The sequence below is a fragment of the Cryobacterium sp. TS_SC_7 genome, assembly GCF_056156285.1.
The window spans coordinates 1,744,315-1,760,170 of the sequence record NZ_CM149589.1 but is presented as its reverse complement, the minus strand read 5'-3'; the positions used below and the strand labels follow the sequence as shown (position 1 = coordinate 1,760,170).

12 protein-coding genes are annotated in these 15,856 nt (G+C 64.4%); 10 read left to right on the top strand and 2 right to left on the bottom strand.

The window, feature by feature from the left end:
- Positions 1-54 precede the first annotated feature (54 nt).
- The gene (locus tag AC0J5J_RS08180) at positions 55-2,949 is read left to right on the top strand and encodes a putative bifunctional diguanylate cyclase/phosphodiesterase (RefSeq protein WP_474897439.1); all 2,895 of its coding nucleotides are present in this window, start codon (positions 55-57) and stop codon (positions 2,947-2,949) included.
- Between the two features lie 255 nt (positions 2,950-3,204).
- Here the strand turns inward: AC0J5J_RS08180 and AC0J5J_RS08175 are convergent, their stop codons facing one another.
- Both AC0J5J_RS08175 and AC0J5J_RS08170 read right to left on the bottom strand, forming a co-directional pair.
- Positions 3,205-4,656 (bottom strand): DUF222 domain-containing protein, encoded by a 1,452-nt coding sequence (locus AC0J5J_RS08175; RefSeq protein ID WP_474897438.1) that lies wholly within the window; start codon positions 4,654-4,656, stop codon positions 3,205-3,207.
- A gap of 85 nt (positions 4,657-4,741) precedes the next feature.
- A complete protein-coding gene (locus AC0J5J_RS08170; protein ID WP_474897436.1) occupies positions 4,742-4,864 on the bottom strand; it encodes a hypothetical protein in 123 nt (40 codons plus the stop codon).
- Between the two features lie 120 nt (positions 4,865-4,984).
- Between AC0J5J_RS08170 and AC0J5J_RS08165 the strand changes: the two genes are divergently transcribed.
- The 9 genes from AC0J5J_RS08165 (at position 4,985) to AC0J5J_RS08125 (ending at position 15,838) form a co-directional block, all read left to right on the top strand.
- Positions 4,985-5,734 (top strand): hypothetical protein, encoded by a 750-nt coding sequence (locus AC0J5J_RS08165; protein ID WP_474897435.1) that lies wholly within the window; start codon positions 4,985-4,987, stop codon positions 5,732-5,734.
- Positions 5,735-5,952: 218 nt separating this feature from the next.
- Complete coding sequence (locus AC0J5J_RS08160) at positions 5,953-7,623, top strand: GspE/PulE family protein (RefSeq protein WP_134424404.1); 1,671 nt, start codon at positions 5,953-5,955, stop codon at positions 7,621-7,623.
- Positions 7,624-7,655: 32 nt separating this feature from the next.
- A complete protein-coding gene (locus AC0J5J_RS08155) occupies positions 7,656-9,161 on the top strand; it encodes a type IV pilus twitching motility protein PilT (protein ID WP_474897433.1) in 1,506 nt (501 codons plus the stop codon).
- Positions 9,161-10,390, top strand: a complete 1,230-nt coding sequence (locus tag AC0J5J_RS08150) for a type II secretion system F family protein (protein WP_474897432.1) — start codon at positions 9,161-9,163, stop codon at positions 10,388-10,390. Before AC0J5J_RS08155 ends, AC0J5J_RS08150 begins: the two co-directional genes overlap by 1 nt.
- A gap of 160 nt (positions 10,391-10,550) precedes the next feature.
- Positions 10,551-10,979, top strand: coding sequence for a type II secretion system protein (locus tag AC0J5J_RS08145; protein ID WP_474897431.1), 429 nt, complete (start codon positions 10,551-10,553; stop codon positions 10,977-10,979).
- Between the two features lie 149 nt (positions 10,980-11,128).
- Entirely contained in the window at positions 11,129-12,487 is a 1,359-nt protein-coding gene (locus AC0J5J_RS08140) for a type IV pilus modification PilV family protein (protein WP_474897430.1), read from the top strand.
- Complete coding sequence (locus tag AC0J5J_RS08135) at positions 12,484-13,203, top strand: prepilin-type N-terminal cleavage/methylation domain-containing protein (RefSeq protein WP_474897428.1); 720 nt, start codon at positions 12,484-12,486, stop codon at positions 13,201-13,203. Before AC0J5J_RS08140 ends, AC0J5J_RS08135 begins: the two co-directional genes overlap by 4 nt.
- Positions 13,200-14,990 carry a hypothetical protein gene (locus AC0J5J_RS08130; RefSeq protein WP_474897427.1) on the top strand — a complete coding sequence of 597 codons (1,791 nt, stop codon included), beginning with the start codon at positions 13,200-13,202 and terminating at the stop codon, positions 14,988-14,990. The genes AC0J5J_RS08135 and AC0J5J_RS08130 overlap by 4 nt, the downstream gene beginning before the upstream one ends.
- On the top strand, positions 14,987-15,838 hold the full coding sequence (locus tag AC0J5J_RS08125; RefSeq protein WP_474897425.1) for a prepilin peptidase: 852 nt from the start codon (positions 14,987-14,989) through the stop codon (positions 15,836-15,838). Before AC0J5J_RS08130 ends, AC0J5J_RS08125 begins: the two co-directional genes overlap by 4 nt.
- Positions 15,839-15,856 lie beyond the last annotated feature (18 nt).

The window sequence follows — 15,856 nt, the reverse complement described above, 5'->3', positions numbered from 1 at the left end:
AGTAGTGTTGGAACAACGAGTGGCAGTCCTGCTTTTCGGAAGCGGGGGATAAGCATGCGCGCGGTCGGCAGGCTCGGTGCGGCATTCGTCGGTACCACGGCGCTCATCATTCTCGCCGGGTGGTACATCGGCTTCGATTCCATGCCCTCGTCGATGGGTTTCCTGCTGGCGATGAAGCCGATGACAGCGCTGGGGCTCGTTCTGGTCGCGGTCGGCGTTTTCTCGTTCGACCGGCGCTGGCTCTCGCTCACACTGGGTTTGATGGCCCTCGTGATCGGGGCTCTCACCGTGGCAGAGTTCGTCTCCGGCAACTCGCTCGGCATCGACGCGCTCCTGCCGGGGATCGACTTCCAGGGCCAGTCGGAGCGGATGGCGCCGTCCACCGCGGTGGCGTTGATCCTGCTCGGGACATCCGTCATCGCCAGCCGAACCGCTCGCTCGGCCGCGATGCTCGGCTTCGCGTTCGCGGCGCTGAGCGTCAGTCTGATCGCGATCATGGGCTATGCCTTCGGGGTCTCGTCCCTCTATTCCGTCGGTGGCTACACGAGCATGGCCTGGCCCACGGCCCTGGGCATCGTGATCCTGGCTTCGGCCGTTCTGCTCCAGCGTCCCGATGCCGGTCTCCTCGGGCTGATCCGCACCGATGGGAGCGCGGGGCGACTTCTCCGTCAGGTGGTTCCGTTCCTGGTTGTCGGACCGTTCGTGCTCGGTTGGCTTGAGCTCTGGGGTGAGCGCCGAGGCTGGTACGACACAGCGTTCGGCATCGCCATCCTGGTCATGAGCGTGACGATTCTCGGCTGCGTCCTCGCGTGGGTCGCGGCTCGTCGACTGCGCGTCGTCGATCGCCTGCGCCAGGCGGCCATGCAGGATCTCGCCGAGGCCAACCACACGCTCGAGGAGACGGTCGAGAACCGCACCCGTCAGCTCGCGGAAACAGCGGACACCCTGCACACCCTCATCAAGATCGCGCCGGTCGGGATCGTGCAGCTGGATGCCGCGGGCGGACTCGTTTCCGCCAACGACCAGTGGCATGCGCTCAGCGGGCTGACGAAGAGTGCATCGCGTCGTGACGGCTGGGCGAGTGCGGTTCATCCCGACGACGCGGAGCGTGTGTTCGCCCAATGGGAGTTGAAAGCCGCCGCCGGTGAGCCTTACGAGACCACGATGCGGTTCCTTACCCCTGTTGGCCAGGTCAATTGGGTGCAGGTGAACACCGCCCCGATGCGCGACGAGAGGGGCATCGTCGGGCACTTGGCCAGTGTCACCGATGTGACGGCGCAGCGGGTGGCCGAGAACGCGGCGGCGGAGGCTGCCGCACGGTTCGAGGCGGCCTTCGCGTCCTCGCCGCTCGGCACGGCCATCGTCACCCTGGACGGGCTTGTGGTGGCCGCCAACAGAAGGCTCCTCAGCCTGGCGGGTGGGAGCGCCACTTTGGTCAACGCGCACATCGAGACGATCTTCATGCCGGCTGTGCACGGTGACGACGGGCTGGCCGAGGGCACGGGCCTCAATAGTGCGTCCACTCGACAGCGCATGGACCGGCGGATGCGCCACGGCGGTGAGCAGGAAACCTGGGTCAAGGTCAGCATTGCCGAGATCCTCGAGGGCGACCAGGCCGGGGGACTGCTGTACCAGGTGGAGGACATCACCGCCCGGCGCCTGGCTGAAGCGCGGGTGGAGCACCTGGCCTTCCACGACCCGCTCACGAACCTTCCCAACCGTCTCTTGCTGCTTGACCGTTTGAATCAGGCGCTTCTGCAGGCGTCGCGCCTGGGGCTCGGCGTCGCGGTCCTGTTCATCGATCTCGACCGATTCAAGTTCGTCAATGACAGCTTGGGGCACCACGCCGGCGACGCCGTGCTGACTGAGGTGGGCATCCGTTTGCGGCAGAGCATCCGCTCCGGTGACACGGTGTCCCGGATCGGTGGCGACGAGTTCGTCGTGATCTGCCCGGATGTCGGCAGCAGCGCCGACGTGCGCCAGATTGCCGATACGATCCAGGCGTCCATCGCGCGGCCGATCGCGGTCGGCGACCAGATCGCATCCGTCGATGCCAGCATCGGGATCGCCTTCGGCCTCGGGCACGACGATGCCGAGCTGCTGCTGCGCAACGCGGACCAGGCCATGTATCAGGCGAAGGATCGCGGGCGGGCCCGCTATGAGGTCTTCGACGACGACCTGCGCTACCGCATTCACCAGCGGCTCGACTGTGAACTGGCCCTGCGCGATGCGGTCGAACTGGGCGAGATCGAAACCTGGTACCAGCCGATCGTGGATCTGCAGAACCACACCGTGGTGGCCACCGAGGCTCTGGCGCGATGGCGGCGGCCGGACCGCGGCATCGTGATGCCGGGCGATTTCATCGCTCTGGCTGAGGAGGTGGGTTTGATCAAGGGGATCGGATCGACTGTGCTCGGCCAGGCGTGCCGTGCGGCCACCGAGTTGGACCGGGGGATGGCGGTCAGCGTCAACGTTTCCGCACGCCAGTTCGTGCAGGATGACTTCGGTGACGTCGTCAAGCGCGCCCTTGCCGAGTCGGGGCTGCCGCCGGAACAGCTCTGGCTGGAGTTGACCGAGAGCGCGGTGCTCGACGCGATCGATTCCGCGGCGAGGACCTTCCAGGAGCTGCGTGGGCTCGGCGTGAAACTGGCGATCGACGACTTCGGCACAGGCTATTCGTCCTTCACTCATCTGCGCGCATTCACGGTTGACCTGCTCAAGATCGACTTGACGTTCATTCGCGACGTGGAGAGTTCTGACCACGATCGCGCGATCGTGGAGGGCATTCTGCGTCTGGCCGATTCCCTGAACCTGGATGTCGTGGCCGAGGGTATCGAGACAACGTCCCAGCGTGATCTGCTGCAGGGGATGGGCTGCCGTTACGGTCAGGGCTATCTCTTCTCCAGGCCGGCCCCGAGTGCGGCTCCCGCGGTGGTCTTCGCGCACTGACCCTCCCCGTCGCCCGAGCCCCGTTGGTCGAGCCTGTCGAGACCCGGCGACCCGCCCCTCCGAGGCGCCCGCGACGGTGGTCGAGCCTGTCGAGACCCGGTGGTCGAGCCTGTCGAGACCCGGCGACCCGCCCCTCCGAGGCGCCCGCCCCGGTGGTCGAGCCTGTCGAGACCAGAGACCAGAGACCAGAGACCAGAGACCAGAGACCAGAGACCAGAGACCAGAGACCAGAGACCAGCAACCAAACACCAACTCCTACAGCCCCACCCGCTTGCTCGGCAGCGCGATCAGGTTCTGTTCCGGGTCAACCTCCACGGGTGGCCGAAGCCAATACTCCGTTCCGGTGCGGATGATGCTCCAGTTCTGGTTATGCAGCAGCAGGTGGTGCGGATGGCAGAGGAGTATTCCGTCGGCAAGGTCGGTGTACCCGTTGCCTTTCAACCATTCGTTGATGTGGTGCGCTTCGCTCCATGCCGGTGATCGGTCGCAGTCGACCCACCGGCAGCCGCCGTCACGCACTCCCATCGCGGCGCGTTGTGCTTCGGTGAAGAGTCGTTCGTCACGGCCGACGTTGATGATCTGGCCGGTGTCGTCGATCTGGATGCCGCGGGTTCCGGTGTCGCAGAGCAACCGGTCGATGGTCTCCTGCGAGACCGGGACCGGACTGCCCTCGATCTGCCCGTGAGCGGCGGCTTCGCGAGCAGTGGTGGCCTCCGGGGCTCCCGTCTGGCCCGGCGTCAGCGCCTTTTCGGTGACGATCACACGAACCGCGGGGCGGCGGCCGCCAAAGACCCGGCCCTGGTCAGCTTCACCGGCGATCTTCAGCAACTGCACCAGGGCGTCGGCGGCGATCTGCTCGGTGCTGCGCGGGTCGTCCTGCACACGTTTGGCCCAGGCGGCCTTCTCCTTGTCAACGAAGCGCACCCCTCCGCGGCGGGGACTGGTGATCGAGTCGAACGTGGAGACCACGAACTCGCCGTCCTCCGGTGCGAAGAGCCCGTTCAGGCGCACCTTGCCGTTGCCGAGCCGGTAGACCCGCAGGAATCGGTCGTCGTGGGCCTGCTTCTCCCGGGCGGCGATGCCGGCCTCGTCGAGCTGGTCGCGCATCCGCCGGGCGAGCTTGAAGACCTGGTCGACGTTCAGTGACGCGGCCTCAATGAGGAGGGAATCGAGCGCGGTGCCAAGCTTCTCGGCGGTGACCGCGGCGTCGATCTGCCCCAGACCGGAACGGATGGACTCGGCCGCGTCGACCGAGAGGGTGCCGGCGGTGATGGCCCGGGCGATCGGCGCCTGCCACGGAACCTTCGCGACGAACGCCGCGACCTCGGCTGCGTCCGCGTCGGATGATTCCAGGGCCGCCTCGACGAGCTTCTCCGCCGCTTCGGCATCGGCCATCATCGTGCCGACCGCGACGAGCTTGAACGCATCGTTCTTCGTCGACCCGGTCACCGTCTGGATGAGTGCCTCGGGCGAAAGGAAGCCCTGCTGGGCGGCCAGACCGGAGTGGCCGAGCTCGGGCCGGGAGCGATGGGCGATGGTTGCCGCCATCCACGCCGAGCGGGTGTCCAAGAGGCGGCGGGCGGCCGCGATCTGCCTCTGCCCGGCCAGCACCTCGGCGTCGGGCAGGGCCTCATAGTCGGCGCAGGAGGATCCCAGGCGGGCGACGGCATCCGTCGCCGTTCTGAGATCGTCTGCGGTGGTGGTCATGCGTCGAGAATAGCAGAGTTAGTAGGTGTAGTCGAGAGTCTGTCATATATTTATAGACAGATACTCGAAGTCGTGTTCTAAGCAGTCAAGGGTTGTCTCGCCGGGTCTCGACGGGCTCGACCACCGGGTTGTCTCGCCGGGTCTCGACGGGCTCGACCACCGGGTTGTCTCGCCGGGTCTCGACGGGCTCGACCACCGAGGGTGACATGCCGGGTCTCGACAAGCTCGACCACCGTTGCGGGAATCAGCGCGTCAACCCTTCTGCCGTCACGGTTGTCTTGATCCACACCCCGGATATGGTGTGTTCACTACCGCGGAGGATGCGCCGATGAGTTCCGACACGAGCGAGAATCCAACCGGGTCACCTACGGCTCGGCGACGTCTCTACATCGGTCTTGCCGTCCTCGGTTCGGCGCTGTCCATCGTTCTCATCGTGGTTCTCGCCCTGCAAGTGGTCGGCGGGCCTCCGGTCGCGGGTCCGCCAACCAGCACGGCCAGTGCCAGCGCCCCGCCCGCAACGACGGCACCCGCCACTCCGAAGCCTTCAGACCCTGCGACGCGCCCTCCCGACACCCCCACCCCCGCCTCGACGCCACCGGGCCAGAACGCGGCGCCGGGGGTGCCGCAGCCGTCCTCCTGCGACGAGCTCTACAGCCCGGCCATGGTCGAGGCGCTCAGCGGCCTCGCGCTCAATCCCGAATGGTCCCAGGACCCGGAGGCCGGCGTGTCCCACGGCACGGACGACACCGAACTGCGGGCAGTGATCGATTCAGCAGATCACCTGACCTGTGTGTGGGGGAGCCCCTACGGCGGCTCCGACACGGGAATCATCACCACTCTGGCGTGGGTGACTCCGGAGCAGAGCTCCGCGGTGGAGGAACGGCTCGTCGCCACCGGCCTCGAGTGCTTCGCGCAATCGGGCGGTGTGCGGTGCGTCATCCAGACGAACACGCTCGACGGTGCCTTCGGTGAATCCCATTTCCTGCGCGACGGCATCTGGCTCGCCACCAAGTACACGAATGCGGGCCCGCTGGGTTACACCCAGGACATGGTCAACAACTTGTGGGCCACGGTTTAGCGTCGGCCCAATCGTGGCGGCAGACGGATGTCGAGTGCCCGCGAGGAGGCTCCGGCGAGCGATTTCCGTGCCTCGGGTCTGCGTGCGGGGCCGCTAGGATCGAACTGAACAGGCTGCATCCGTACCACCCCCCCCCCTGATTGCGGGTCTGGCCGTACTTCCCGGCCAGGGTTACCGTTATCTGTCACCTCATATCTGAGCCTGTTCGAGAGGATCGCGTGGCCAGCCTCACCGAGATCCTGATTCTGCACGGGCTGTTGCCGATCGAGCAGCTGGACAAGCTCATGGCCGGTGACCCCGCTGACGAGAGTGCCGTTCGTGCCCTGGTCGACTCGGGCGTCATCACCGAGGTGCAGTTCGCCCGGGCTCGCGCTGAGCAGGCCGGTCTCCCCTTCCTGGAACTGATGGAATACCCGGTCGACCGCCTTGCCGTCGCCTTGGTCACGGCCGCGATGTGCCGTCGCCACCAGGTGCTCCCCATCACGATCGAGAGCGGCCGTCTCGTGCTCGCCATGGTCGACCCTGGCAACGTCTTCGCGATCGACGATGTGCGCGAAGCGGCACGGATGCGCGTCATCCCCGTCGTCGCCGAGCGCGCCGATCTGCTGGCCGCCATCGCCCGCTACCACCGTGCCGACGACGAGCTCACCAACCTCACCACCACCATGCAGGAGGAGCAGGCCCCGGTCGAGGCCTCCGCCTTCGGAGTGTCGGACTCGATCGAGGACGACGCCCCGATCGTGCGGTTCGTGAACCTGCTGGTGAGTCAGGCCATCCAGGACAAGGCCTCGGACATCCACATCGAGCCCGGGGAGCACAGCCTGCGGGTGCGCTACCGCATCGACGGAGTGCTGCACGAGATGCAGCGGGCGCCGAAGGGCATCCAGAACGGTGTGATCTCCCGGCTCAAGATCATGAGCGATATCGACATTGCCGAGCGGCGCAAACCGCAGGACGGCCGCATGTCGGTCAGTCACGGTGGCCGCCAGATCGACCTGCGCGTCGCCACGCTGCCCACGGTCTGGGGCGAGAAGATCGTCATGCGAATCCTCGACAACTCGAGCACGACCATGAGCCTGCACGATCTGAACCTGCTCGACTACAACTACGAGGCCTACAAGAAGTCGTACTCGAAGCCCTACGGCATGATCCTGGTCACCGGGCCCACGGGTTCGGGCAAGTCGACCACGCTCTACACGACCCTGCATTCCGTCGCCCGGCCCGAGATCAACGTGATCACCGTCGAAGACCCGGTCGAGTACCGCATGAAAGACATCAACCAGGTGCAGGTGAACGTCAAGGCCGGCCTCACTTTCGCGAGCGCGCTTCGCTCGATTCTGCGAAGCGACCCGGATGTCGTGCTGCTGGGTGAGATCCGCGACCATGAGACCGCGCAGATCGCCATCGAGGCCTCGTTGACCGGCCACCTCGTGCTGTCGACCCTGCACACCAACGACGCGCCGAGCGCGATCACCCGCCTCACGGAGATGGGCATCGAGCCCTTCCTGGTCGGCTCCGCGCTGGACTGCGTGGTGGCGCAGCGCCTCGCGCGTCGCCTCTGCGACCGCTGCAAGGCTCCGGCCGACCACACGGCCGAGCACCTGACGAGCCTGAAGTTCGGCTTCGACCCGCTGCTTCCGCTGCCCGTGCTCTACCAGCCGGTCGGCTGCCAGCACTGCTCGAAGACCGGGTATCGCGGGCGCATCGCCGTGCACGAGGTCATGTCCGTGACCGAGAACATCGAACGTCTCGCCGTTGCCCGCGCCTCGAGCGCGGACATCGGCCGGGCGGCGCGGGCCGAGGGAATGATCACCCTCCGGGAAGACGGCTGGGAGAAGGTCCGCATGGGCCTCACGTCGATCGAAGAGATTTTGCGAGTCGTTGCATAGCGTTCGCGTGTGCCAAAGGGGAAAGACTTCATATGGACAAGCCGATTTACGAAATTCCAGCGATCCAGCCGGGGGAGACGGTCTCCTGGTGGGACCCGACGCCCATCGGCGAGCCTGACGCCGGCGATGCGCCCACTCTGGCGGTGGCTGTAGCCGTCGCCGACCCGGTGGTCTCGAACGACACCGAGGCGCTGCATATTGTTGACGTGGCCACCACGGAGCTTCCGGTAGCCTCCATCGGCTCGGCCGAGCCATTCGACGATGAGCTGATCTACCGGCATGGAGCTCGCCAGGTCCCCTCCGGCCGACGTGCCGCTCTCGAGGCTGACCGTGCGGAGACCCCGGCGCCGGTCAAGGTGAAGGCCCCACCGCACATCGGCCCCGACGGCCGGCAGGCCGACCCTGACCTGATCGAGGCGCTCACCCTCGTGCTCGAGTTGGATGCCTCAGACCTGCACATCACGGTCGGTGCTCCGCCGACCATCCGAATGGATGGCAGCCTGCGCCCGATCGAGGGGCTGGAGAAGTGGATGCCCGAGAAGGTGCACGCTGCGCTCTTCAGCATCATTTCCCCACTCGACCAGCAGCGGTTCGAGATCGACCGCGAGCTGGACTTCGCCTTCACGGCGGCCGGTGCCCGGTTCCGGGTGAACTTTTATCACCAGCGCAACTCGATCGGTGCGGCGTTCCGTCTCATCCCGCGCGAGATCAAGCCGCTGAAGGCTCTGGGTGTGCCCGAATCGGTCGGCCGCTTCTCGCTGATGCCCCGCGGCCTCGTGCTTGTGACCGGCCCTACGGGTTCCGGCAAGTCCACGACCCTGGCGGCCATGGTCGACCTCGCCAACAGCACGCGTGCCGACCACATCGTCACCGTCGAGGACCCGATCGAATTCCTGCACAAGCACAAGAAATCCCTCGTCAATCAGCGCGAAGTCGGCCATGACACACTGAGCTTCGCCGCTGCCCTCAAGCACGTGCTGCGTCAGGACCCGGACATCATCCTGATCGGCGAGCTGCGCGACCTGGAGACCATCTCGGTGGCGTTGACTGCCGCCGAGACCGGCCACCTGGTCTTCGCCACCCTGCACACGCAGGATGCCGCCCAGACCATCGACCGTATGATCGACGTGTTCCCGCCGCACCAGCAGGGTCAGATCCGCACCCAGCTCGCGGCGACGTTGCGCGGCGTGGTCTGCCAGACCCTGGTCAAGAAAGCCAACGGCGGCGGGCGTGTCGTCGCCACCGAGATCCTGGTCACGACGCCCGCCATCGCGAACCTCATCCGGGAGGGCAAGACCCACCAGATCACGTCGATGATGCAGGCCGGCGCCGCAGAGGGCATGCACACCATGGATCAGCACCTGGCCGACCTCGTCGACAGCGGCCAGATCACCCGTCAGGCGGCCATCGATAAGGCCCATGACGCCGACAGCATCGGCCAGCTGATCAAGCGGGCGGACACTTCGGCCGACGTGGCAGCACGGAACATGGGTGGTGGCATCGACTACGGCGACACCTACTCCCACGTCAGCCGCTGATGGCGTCGACGCAGACCTATGCGTACACGGGGCGCGACGCACAAGGCAAGACGGTCAAGGGTCGCCTCGACGGTGCCAGCGAGGGTGGTGTCGCCTCCAGACTGAACGCGATGGGTATCTCACCGATCACCATCGCTGAGTCTGCCGAAGCGACCGGATTGAACCGGGAAATCTCGATCCCCGGCTTCACCAAGGGCGTCGGCCTGAAAGACCTCGCCATCATGAGCCGTCAGATGGCCACCATGATCGGTTCAGGACTTTCCCTCCTGCGCACCCTCAACATCCTGGCTGAGCAGACCGAGTGTAAGCCGCTGGCCAAAATCCTTGTGGACGTGCGCGACGATGTGGAGACCGGAGTTTCGATCTCGGATGCTTTTGGCAAGCACAGGGAGTCCTTTCCCCCGATCATGATCAACATGGTGCGGGCCGGCGAGACCGGCGGTTTCCTGGACCGGGCCCTCGAATCGATCGCAGCGAACTTCGAAAAGGAGGTCAAGCTGCGCGGCACCATCAAGTCGGCGATGACCTACCCGGTGATCGTTCTGCTGATGTCACTCGTGTCGGTCATGATCATGCTGATCTTCATCGTGCCGATCTTCGAAAACATGTTCTCCGGTCTGGGCAGCGAGCTGCCCCTTCCGACAAAGGTCCTGGTCAATGTATCCAACTCCATGATCTTCATCGTCCCGGTCATGGCCGTCCTCGGTATCGGCTTCGCCATCTGGTGGCGCACTAACAAGCACACCGACCGCGTTCGCATGAGACTCGACCCTCTTAAGCTCAAGCTGCCGGTCTTCGGTTCGCTGCTGAAGAAGATCGCCGTGGCGCGATTCAGCCGAAACTTCGCGAATATGATCGGCGCCGGCGTGCCGATTCTGCAGGCCCTGAAGATCGTTGGCGAGACGTCCGGAAACTGGGTTATCCAGGACGCCCTCACCAAGGTGGCGGAGTCTGTGCGCCAGGGGCAATCCATTTCGGGTCCGCTGATCCTGCAGCCCGTTTTCCCCCCGATGGTCACGCAGATGATCGCCGTCGGTGAGGATGCCGGTTCGCTGGAGACCATGCTCAACAAGATCGCGGATTTTTACGACCAGGAGGTTGAGTCCTCGACAGAGCAGCTCACGGCGGCCATTGAGCCCCTCCTGATCGCCTTCCTTGGCGTTGTCATCGGAGGCATGGTCATCGCCCTGTACATGCCCATCTTCAGCATCGCTGGCGCCATTCAGTAGCGGTCTCTACGACCCTCAGTTCGGTGCCCCCAAGACTGGGGGCAAGAGAACGTAAAAATACCCCTCCTTCTTGGGTCGTGGCTGAAAATAACCTGCGAATATTATTAGAGCCCCAGCGGACCCGACCGCTAGTTCAATGCCCCCTAGTGAATGGATCCCCGTGCTCTCTCGCAGCCTCGCCGCCCTCAACCGCCGCCGTAACGACCCCGACGCAAACGAGAACGGTTTCACCCTGATCGAGCTCCTCGTCGTCGTCATCATCATTGGTATCCTCGCCGCGATCGCAATTCCGGTCTACCTGGGCATCCAGAACAACGCCAAGGACGCCGGCGTGAAGTCCGACCTCACCAATGCGAAAATTGCCGTGATCGCCTACCAGACCGATACCGGAGGACTTCCGGCAACGATCGATAGCGCGACCCTGACCAAGTACGGCTTCACGCTGAGTTCGGATACCACGACATCCATCGCGTGGAAGGGCACAGTCGCGGCTGCAGCAACCTCCTTCTGCATCGACGGTGTCGGCAAGACCACCAACAAGTTCCGTATCACGCAGGCCAGTGCTGTGGAAGCTGGCGGCTGCCCGTAACCCGGCCAGTACTGAAGCTGTCTGAGTGATGTGGTGGGGCGTCGTACGTTGCGCCCCACCATTTCCCTTGGGAAGTGCATTTCTTTCACAACCGTGACATTCCAAGGAGGCCAGCCGTGAAGGCACTCCCTGGCGTCCAAAGACGGCCAATGGATGAGGCGGGCCTCTCCCTGGTCGAGATTCTCGTGGCCATGATGGTCTTCGCCATGATCTCCATCGCGGTGGCCTACTCGCTGACCCTCTCCCTCACGATGACCGATGACGCCCGCCAGCGCGAGGTGGCTGCGAATCTCGCTGCTGAGGAGGTCGACCTTCTCCGGTCGGTGACCGACGTCTTTCAGGTTCTCGACGACACCACCTCCGTGACCGTCGGCGCTGACACGTACAGCGTCGAACGTTCCACGAACTGGTTCACCGGAGGCACAGACGCCTCTTGCGGCGCTGGCGGTGGCACCCTGCAATATAAGCGAGTCAATATCTCCGTGACCTGGACCGGCATGCGCGCGTCCACGCCGGCGGTACAGAGCCACACTGTTCTCGCGCCAGAAGGCCGCATCAACGATCCGAGCCTCGGCACCATCCTCGTCTCCGTGCTCAACGCTTCTGGAACCGGAAGCGATGGAATCGCGGTGACCGCCTCTCCATCGGCCATTTCAGGTAACACCGCAGTAGCTCTCACCGTGGCGCCCCTGGCAACGGATGCGCAGGGTTGCAGCTACATCCTGAAGGTCGCCCCCGGAACCTACGACGTGAAGATCACGAAGACCGGATACGTCGATACGGCCCAATCCCTCGGAACCAGCGTCAGCACGGTGGATGTGGCCGCCGGAGCCGCTGCGTCCGCCGGATTCCAGTTCGACCTGGCCGGAAACTTCACCGCCACCTACGCCTCGAACTACACGGCCGGCCCGGTAATCAAGCCGACCAATCTCGAGATGACCTATTTGAACACCTACGGCACCTACTATCGCCAGGCATCAGTGAATCCCGCACAGCTTCACCCCTTTCCCGCCGGCTACGTGGCATTGCCCGGGCACTACATTGACCCGATGGTCCCCTCCGGCAGCTGCAAATCGGTCGATCCCGAGGCCTGGCCCGGCAGAACGGTCGGCGCCACGACTTACCTCGGTGAGCGGGAACCGGTGGCTGCCACGACTCCAGGCGGCGCAATCGCCTTCAACGCGCCGATGGGGGTCGCAGTCGTCACACTCAAGAGCGTCAGCGGCACCTTCCTGAACGCGGTGTCCCAGGCCTCGGCTCCGGGCACGGATGACCCCGGCTGCACAGTGGAGATGAAGTACACGTTCGGCGCGGTGCTCTCTACGAGCACCACGAGAACAGTGACCATCGCGCTTCCCTTCGGTTCCTGGAAGCTCTACTCCGGCGCCTCGGGGACGGCCACCACCAACCTCATCGGAACAGCCGCGATGACGATGACGGGTGACGGAACGTTGACACCGGCGTCGGGAATCATCACGTTCGATCCCCGCGTGGCGGTTGTACCGTGACCGGGTTCCGCTGGGGGACGGCCAGGAAGGGCGGTCCGGGAGCGGGCAATGACGCCGGGCTCAGCCTCGCGGAGTTGTTGGTCTCGATCATGCTGTTGGGCATTGTGATGACAATCGTCACAGCGCTCTTTCTCAGCACGACCCAATCGATCGCGACGGCACGGGGTATCAACACCAATACCAAGACGGCATCGAACGGAATGAATGAAGCGGCCCGCGTGATTCGTGCCGGTACCGACAACCCGGTGGCAGGCAACGCGCTCAGCGACCCCGCATTCGTTTCCGCACAGAACGAGACGTTGATCATGTACGCCTACGTCAACCTCGATTCGTCTGCCGAGAGCCCCGTCATGATTCGCCTCACGGTCGACACCAATCGGCGCCTTGTCGAAAGCCGGTGGCCGGCGACGGCTCTCAGTAATGGCAACTGGAGTTTTCCTGCCCCTGCGGCGACCCCGGCATCGACGCGCATCCTAGCTGAGAGCGTATCGCCTCAGTCCGCGGCGCCGTGGCTCTTCACCTACCTGCTGGCGAATGGCGATCCGCTTCCGGTCCCGACGACGGGCACCTTCACCGCGGCACAATTACGCACCATCGCGGCCGTTCGAGTGACCCTTTCGGTGCAGTCGAGTCCGACCGACTCCAAGCACGCCGTAACACTGACGAATGCCGTCGGCATCCCCAATCTCGGCATCCCACGAACGGTTCTCCCATGACAAACAGGATTCATGTACCAGCGGCCGCCGGAGTGAACGAACGCGGAGTGGCGATGATCATGGTTCTTGCCATGGGCACGGTGCTCACGTTGCTCGTCGGCACGGCCCTCGCCTTCTCGCTCAGTGGGGTCGTCAAGGCCCGCACCGACCAGGACTGGACCGGCGCTATGGCCGCTGCCTATGCCGGCGTCGAGGAGTATTCGAGCCGCATCGCCAACGACAACACATATCAGCAATACGGTGACAAGACGGCTTCGTTCAGTGCCGCCAGCACGACTCTGGTTCTTCCCACGGGGACAAAGGTTAATCCTGCGTTCGGTTTGGGTGCGTCCGGAACCTGGGCGACTGTTCCGGGCAGTGGCGGAGATTCGTCCTTCCGTTACGAGGTAGACAGTTCCAAGTACAACTCGACCGGGGTTCTTCGGGTTCGGTCCACGGGGAGGGTCGGAGATGAGACTCGAAGCGTGGTCGCCAACCTGCGGCAGACAGGGTTCATCGACTTCCTGTACTTCACGGACTATGAGATCCAGGACCCGGAGATAAGCGGTGTAAATGCATCGACCTGTACGAAGCATGTGTGGGAAAGCCGGCCCTCAGGGTGCAGCGAGATTGCCTTTGGCTCTGGCGACGTGATCAATGGGCCGATGCACTCCAACGATGCAATCCGTATCTGCGATGCCACCTTCAAAGGTCCTGTGACGACCGCCTATAATCCGGCAACCGGACGCCGCTACATCAATAAGAACTCCCTCGGCACGACCTGCGGCGGCCAGGTCTTCACTGTCGCGGGGAGTCCCTCCTACGCCCCGGTCATTGGGATGCCGCCGACGAACGCTGAGATGAAGAAGGAAGTGCGCACTGATCTGCCTTCTGAGGTGTCCCGGCCGGGCTGCCTCTACACCGGGCCGACCACGTTCACGTTCAACTCAGACGGAACAATGAATGTGCGCTCACCATGGACCAAGAAGACGAGGGTCGCCGGTTCCCCTGCATCGTCGGGGACTACGCCCGCCGAATGCGGCACGCCGGGGACTTCGACGGGGCAGTTGGGTGCCCCTGGCGGAGCCATCGTCACGGTCCCCGCACAGAACCTGGTCTTCGTGCAGAATGTGCCCTCGGGCTCATCGGACCCGAACTGGTGGGCGTCGAACACCTACCCGTCCACCACCAACTGCACCAAGCCTTCGGGTGTCGTTAGGTGTTGGGGCGACTCGGGAACCACCGGCGCCGGTAACGGAATCGGGTTTCCGGCAGCGGTCGGGTCCCGGGATGAAGAGTCGCCCTCCTCCACCGCATATGGATATCGCAACGGTGATGCCTTCGTTAAGGGTTCCCTGAACGGAGAAATGACCATTGCCGCCGAGAACTATGTGTACGTCACGGGCAACATCACATACGTGGACTCGAGTGACGACGTACTTGGGCTGGTCGGCAACAATGCCGTCTGGGTATGGAACCCCATGCAGGACAACGGGTACAAGGTGCTGCAAGACTATGACCGCCGCATCGACGCGGCGATCCTCTCCGTGGCGCACACCTTTCAAGTGCAGAACTACAACTCGGGCGGCGACAGGGGCGAGTTGACAGTGAATGGCGCGATCGCTCAGAAATTTCGCGGAATCGTGCGCAGCGGCAGCAGCGGCTACTCGAAGAACTATGTCTACGATCCGCGCCTTCGCTACATCGCACCGCCGAAGTTCCTGTCCCCGATCTCGACGAGCTACGGTGTCAGCGTCCTGATCGAAGTGAAATCCGCGTTCAATGCGAACGGGACGCCGAATCCATGATGGCCGAGATTTCCGGCGGAATGGTCACACTCCTCGCGGTCTTCGGGGGCATCCTCGGTCTGGTCGTCGGGTCCTTTCTCAACGTTGTCGTCTATCGGGTTCCGCATGGCCTGTCGATCGTGTCCCCACCGAGCGCCTGCCCTCGCTGCTCGGCCCCGATCAAGCCCTACGACAATGTCCCCGTGTTGTCGTGGATCGCTTTGCATGGCAAGTGCCGCAACTGCCACACCGCCATATCGGCGCGCTATCCGCTGGTCGAGCTGGGCACGGCACTGTTTTTCGGAACAGTCGTGTGGGGAATCCTGTCGGGCTGGATCGTCGTCGGGGGTGCCGGCTCGGCACTCGGCACAGTCCTCGTCATCACCGCCTACCTCTACCTGGCTGCGGTGAGCGTTGCTTTGGCTCTAATCGATGTGGACACCCACCGCCTGCCAAATGCCATCGTGCTCCCGAGCTATCTCGTCGGTGCGGGCCTGCTGGCGACCGCAGCCCTCGCCGGAGGCGACCTTCCCGCTCTGCTGCGGGCAGGCATTGGCCTGGCCGCCCTCGGGGGTGCCTACTTCCTGATGGCGCTCGTTTACCCAGGGGGCATGGGCCTCGGCGATGTGAAGCTCGCGGGGGTGCTCGGACTCTACCTGGGCTTCCTCGGCTGGGGCCAGCTCGCCGTCGGCGCTTTTGGTGCGTTTCTGCTGGGTGGCCTCTTCGCCCTGGTGCTCGTACTCCTGCGGCGGGCGAATCGCAAGAGTGGCGTCCCTTTTGGGCCATGGATGTTGGTCGGCGCGTGGGTCGGGATCTTCTTTGGCTCCCGGGTGTGGGACGGTTACTTGACGCTACTTGGTCTGGCATAGCTATGAAGCGATTCAACG